This is a genomic window from Thermodesulfobacteriota bacterium (assembly GCA_039028315.1).
Classification (GTDB): domain Bacteria; phylum Desulfobacterota_D; class UBA1144; order Nemesobacterales; family UBA2774; genus CR02bin9.
The window spans coordinates 1-4,361 of record JBCCIH010000191.1 but is presented as its reverse complement, the minus strand read 5'-3'; the positions used below and the strand labels follow the sequence as shown (position 1 = coordinate 4,361).

At 40.4% G+C, this 4,361-nt stretch carries 6 protein-coding genes; 5 read left to right on the top strand and 1 reads right to left on the bottom strand.

The genetic code is table 11. The features are described 5' to 3' along the window. The coding region (locus tag AAF462_10395) for a penicillin-insensitive murein endopeptidase (protein MEM7009531.1) at positions 1 to 434 on the bottom strand (434 nt) is incomplete at its 3' end. A gap of 81 nt (positions 435 to 515) precedes the next feature. On the opposite strand from AAF462_10395, the gene AAF462_10390 reads away from it, so the two are divergent. The 5 genes from AAF462_10390 to AAF462_10370 all read left to right on the top strand — a co-directional run bounded on the left by AAF462_10390 (position 516) and on the right by AAF462_10370 (position 4,122). Then, complete coding sequence (locus tag AAF462_10390) at positions 516 to 887, top strand: metalloregulator ArsR/SmtB family transcription factor (protein MEM7009530.1); 372 nt, start codon at positions 516 to 518, stop codon at positions 885 to 887. Further along, complete coding sequence (locus AAF462_10385; GenBank protein MEM7009529.1) at positions 884 to 1,306, top strand: SRPBCC domain-containing protein; 423 nt, start codon at positions 884 to 886, stop codon at positions 1,304 to 1,306. Before AAF462_10390 ends, AAF462_10385 begins: the two co-directional genes overlap by 4 nt. A gap of 44 nt (positions 1,307 to 1,350) precedes the next feature. Further along, positions 1,351 to 1,902, top strand: a complete 552-nt coding sequence (locus AAF462_10380) for a hypothetical protein (GenBank protein ID MEM7009528.1) — start codon at positions 1,351 to 1,353, stop codon at positions 1,900 to 1,902. 109 nt (positions 1,903 to 2,011) lie between these two features. Continuing rightward, positions 2,012 to 3,475, top strand: a complete 1,464-nt coding sequence (locus AAF462_10375; GenBank protein ID MEM7009527.1) for a potassium/proton antiporter — start codon at positions 2,012 to 2,014, stop codon at positions 3,473 to 3,475. 92 nt (positions 3,476 to 3,567) lie between these two features. Further along, a complete protein-coding gene (locus AAF462_10370) occupies positions 3,568 to 4,122 on the top strand; it encodes a DUF308 domain-containing protein (GenBank protein MEM7009526.1) in 555 nt (184 codons plus the stop codon). Positions 4,123 to 4,361 lie beyond the last annotated feature (239 nt).

The following is a 4,361-nucleotide window of genomic DNA, read 5'->3' as shown; positions in this document are numbered from 1 at the left end:
GTTTTTGTATCATTTAAAACTGACTGTGGATGTATGTGCTCGCGCTGGGTTGTGGTGAGTGTGTGTTTGGTAGCGATCGGGTGCTGCCATAGAAGAATATCCGCATCAAGGCCTATTTGATGACTGCTATGGTCGTCCGGCATTGGGCCGCCGGTTTTCTGAGAAATGTCTGCAATCAAAAGGGTTGCGCCATGATCATTCTTTGCCTTAGCGCTTATATACTCTATGAATTCTATTGTCTCTGGGTGCCCGTAGTACCTACCTCTGCTGGGGCGGATGACCTGAAACCCTTCACCGTTTAGATCAAGGGCCGCAGAATTTCGTATACAACCAGCAGTATATGCGCCAATTGCCTCAGAATTGCTTTTCTCATTAGCAAATGCATTTAGACAAGTGAGCAGAAGAACTGCTGTGAGCAGAGATAACAGTTTCATAACCGTCAATATAATATCATCTAGTTTCTTGATTCCAATATCATTAATTATTAATAATCAACTAAATGGTTGACAATAAAGTTGGAATATATTATAATCAACCGCATGGTTGATAATAAGGCTGAATTAACAGACAGAGTTTTTTATGCATTATCAAATGCAACTAGAAGAGACATTGTTTTAGAGCTGACAAAGAAAGACCTCACTGTAAATGAGCTTGCTGAGAAATATGAAATTTCTCTTCAGGGTGTGTCAAAACATATTCAGGTTTTGGTTAAGTCCGGGCTTGTTAGCCAGGAGAAAAAGGGCAGAACAAAGTACTGCAAGTTTAACTACCAGCATTTAAGCCAAATATCAGAACTCATAGACAAGTACAAAGCCTTTTGGGAGAAGAGGCTTGATGCGCTTGAAAAATATATTGAAAAACGAAAAAAGCAGGGAGGTAAAAAATGAGCGTGAACCCCGTAGTTGTAACCAAATTAATAAAGGCGTCCAAGCAGGAGCTTTTCGAAGCATTTACAAACCCCCAGATAATGTCAAAGTGGTTTTACCCAGATGAAGACATGAGTGTTGAGGTCTCAAACACATTTCATGTTGGGGGAGGGTATGTGCTTAAAATGCATAATAAAAATGGGGAGGTTTACACACATATTGGAGAGTATATGGAAATAAGCCCGCCAGATAAATTAGTCTTTAGCTGGAACTCTGACTTTGTGGAAAATACGGTTGTATCGGTGACGTTTTCTGAAAAAGATGGGGTCACTGAAGTCAAGGTCTCTCATGATCTATTGCCAAATGACGAGATGAGAGAGAACCACCAGGGCGGTTGGAACGGTTGTCTGGACAGGCTGAAAAGTACTATGAGCGCATAAGAAAATAGATTACAATTTTTACTATACAAGTAAGGAGGTGTTTTATGTCTAGATATTTTACATTCTCACTTATTACTATTTGTCTGATTTTTAGTTTTATCAGTTCTACCGTTGCTGATCCTAGCAAAGAGGCCGAAATGGACTATATGAAGCCCTACACCGGATCAGCTGAGCTTGAACAGATGAAAGCATTGTCTGGCACCTGGACAGGTATGGGAAAGATGCACGGAGAAGATGTGCCTGTGACAATTGAGTATAAGACTACTGCAGGAGGAAGCGCTGTTATAGAAACCCATGGTCCTGGAACCCCGATGGAGATGGTTTCTATATATTACGAAGAGGATGGAAAACTTGTAATGAAGCACTTCTGTATGCTTAAAAACCAGCCAGTATTAGGATTAAAAGATTCTGGAGAAAACACAATAGAGTTTGACTATATAGGCGGAACGAATATGGATTCATCAAAAGATATGCACATGCATTCAGCTGTGTTTACTTTTGTAGACGATAACACAATGACACAAAGATGGACTCCGTATCAAGATGGTAAAGCCATGGATGAGGCAACAACTATTACACTGACCAGAGCAGAGTAAATCTTGTAGAAGCTCTATATTGATTTATAGCTATAATGGTATGATGCGTTGTAAATACATCCATTTGTGATCATAATTTATTTTATTTCACGGAGGATGATGTAATTCATTGGACTATTCAATTGAATTCATACTATTTGGCGCATCTGTATTATTGCTGCTGAGTATTCTCGCCAGTAAAGTTGCCTCAAAACTAAGCGTACCCGCTCTTATTATTTTTATATTAGTCGGCATGGTGGCAGGCTCTGAAGGCCCAGGAGGAGTTGAGTTTGATGATGCATGGGCCGCTCAGCTACTTGGAGTAATTGCACTTGCCTTCATTATCTTCTCTGGTGGGCTTCATTCCAGCTGGGGACAGGTAAGGCCTGTTCTGTGGACCGGGATTTCACTCTCAACCGTAGGGGTTTTCTTAACAGCCATATTAGTTGGCTTATTTGTGCATTATTTCTTTGAATTTTCTCTCTTATCCGCCTTACTTCTGGGCGCGATTGTTTCTTCTACAGATGCCGCTGCTGTATTTTCTGTCATAGGCTCAAGCGGCACACAGCTAAAAAGTAGTATCAAGGATCTGCTAGAATTTGAATCAGCCAGTAACGACCCTATGGCCGTTATTCTTACACTCGGATTTATCCATCTTATCACCAATCCCGAAGCATCAATTTGGAGCATGATTTTTCTTCTAGTTCAGCAGATGGTCTTAGGAATAATCATAGGGTTTGTTATGGGAAAAGTGATAGTTTTTAAGGTTAATAGACTAAGGCTTGATTATGAGGGTCTTTATCCTGTACTAACCCTCTCTTTGGTGTTATTCACATATGGCCTTACTGCTTGGATCGGCGGTAGCGGTTTTTTGGCTGTATATATAGCAGGGCTTATGATGGGCGGAAGTGAGTTTGTAAACAAACAGAGCTTGACGCGTTTTCATGATGGGCTTGCATGGTTAATGCAGATTACAATGTTCCTTATACTCGGACTGTTGGTTTTTCCTTCTCAGCTATTCCCTGTGGCATTTGCAGGAATTTGCATATCGCTGTTTTTAATTTTTATAGCACGCCCGCTCGGAGTGTTTGTATCTCTTCCATTTGGTAAAATAAATCTTAAAGAGAAAACATTTATTTCCTGGGTAGGGCTAAGGGGCGCCGTTCCTATTATTTTGGCAACATTTCCTCTCTTAGCGGGTGTTCCCAAGGCCGATGTTCTATTCAATATCGTATTCTTTATTGTCATAACCTCAGTTCTTATTCAGGGAACTACTATTCCATTTGCGGCTAAGCTTTTTGGGGTTGACGTGCCGGACTCAAAGACGAAAACTGATCACGTTGAGTTTGAATTTACCTACGATGAGAATAGCCAGAAAACTGAGCTAGTAATCCCTCAGAACTCAAATGCGGTAGGGCTTCAAGTCGTCGAGCTTGGACTGCCAAAGAGCGCCATAATTATACTTATAAAAAGAGATAGTAATTCCATAGTTCCGAGCGGGGCCACGGTTATAGAAGCGCAAGACAAGCTTCTTATGCTTTCAGAGAACAAAGATATGCCAAAAATAAAGTCCATCTTAGGAATAAGCGATTAAATTGCATATAAAGTATAATCATATAATCTTTTGTCAGGCAGTAGGTAATAAACACCCACAATTGTTTAATGAAAACAAAGGAGGAGTATTAAATGACTGATAATAGCGTAGTTCAGCGCCTAAGCGCTCACAGGGGATGGTTGCTGGTTTTAGGCATTATTTACGTAATATTCGGATGGATTGCAATCGGTTTTCCAATGGCTGCAACCATTGCAGTTGAACTGCTTCTAGGTTATATCTTGCTATTTGCAGGAATAGTTTCAATTGTAGGATCATTTTTCTCAGGCAATTGGAAGAATCTGATTTTAATACTACTTAGCGGCATTTTGTATTTAATAGTCGGCATTCTGCTTGTGACCAACCTTAAAGAAGGAATTATTGCACTTACTCTTTTGCTTGCGGCTTTTCTATTAGTTGAAGGGTTTTTTAAGATAATAAATGCATTCCAAGTTAAGCCTGCCCAGAACTGGATATGGATCCTCGTGAGCGGTGTTGCCTCAGTGATTTTAGCAATTATGATCTGGGGAGAGTTTCCTGAGAGCAGCGCTTTTGTCCTAGGCCTATTAGTAGGAATATATTTCCTCATCAACGGATTATCGCTATTAATATTCTCCTTTGCTCTAAAAGATGTTGATAAAACTGCGTAATTACTGATTAAGCGTGTTGATTTATTTTAATTAACCCTCTAATCTCTATTTATGGACATCAGTTCTAATCCCTCTTTGTTTAAGCCGCCTGAGGATTCAAAGCCTCTTGCGGAGAGAATGCGCCCAACAGTCTTTGAGGACTTTGTAGGCCAAGCTCACCTTCTTGGTCCAGACGGCGTAATAACTAAAATGCTGGGCACAAGTAACTTGCGCTCAATGATATTCTGGGGCCCTCCAGG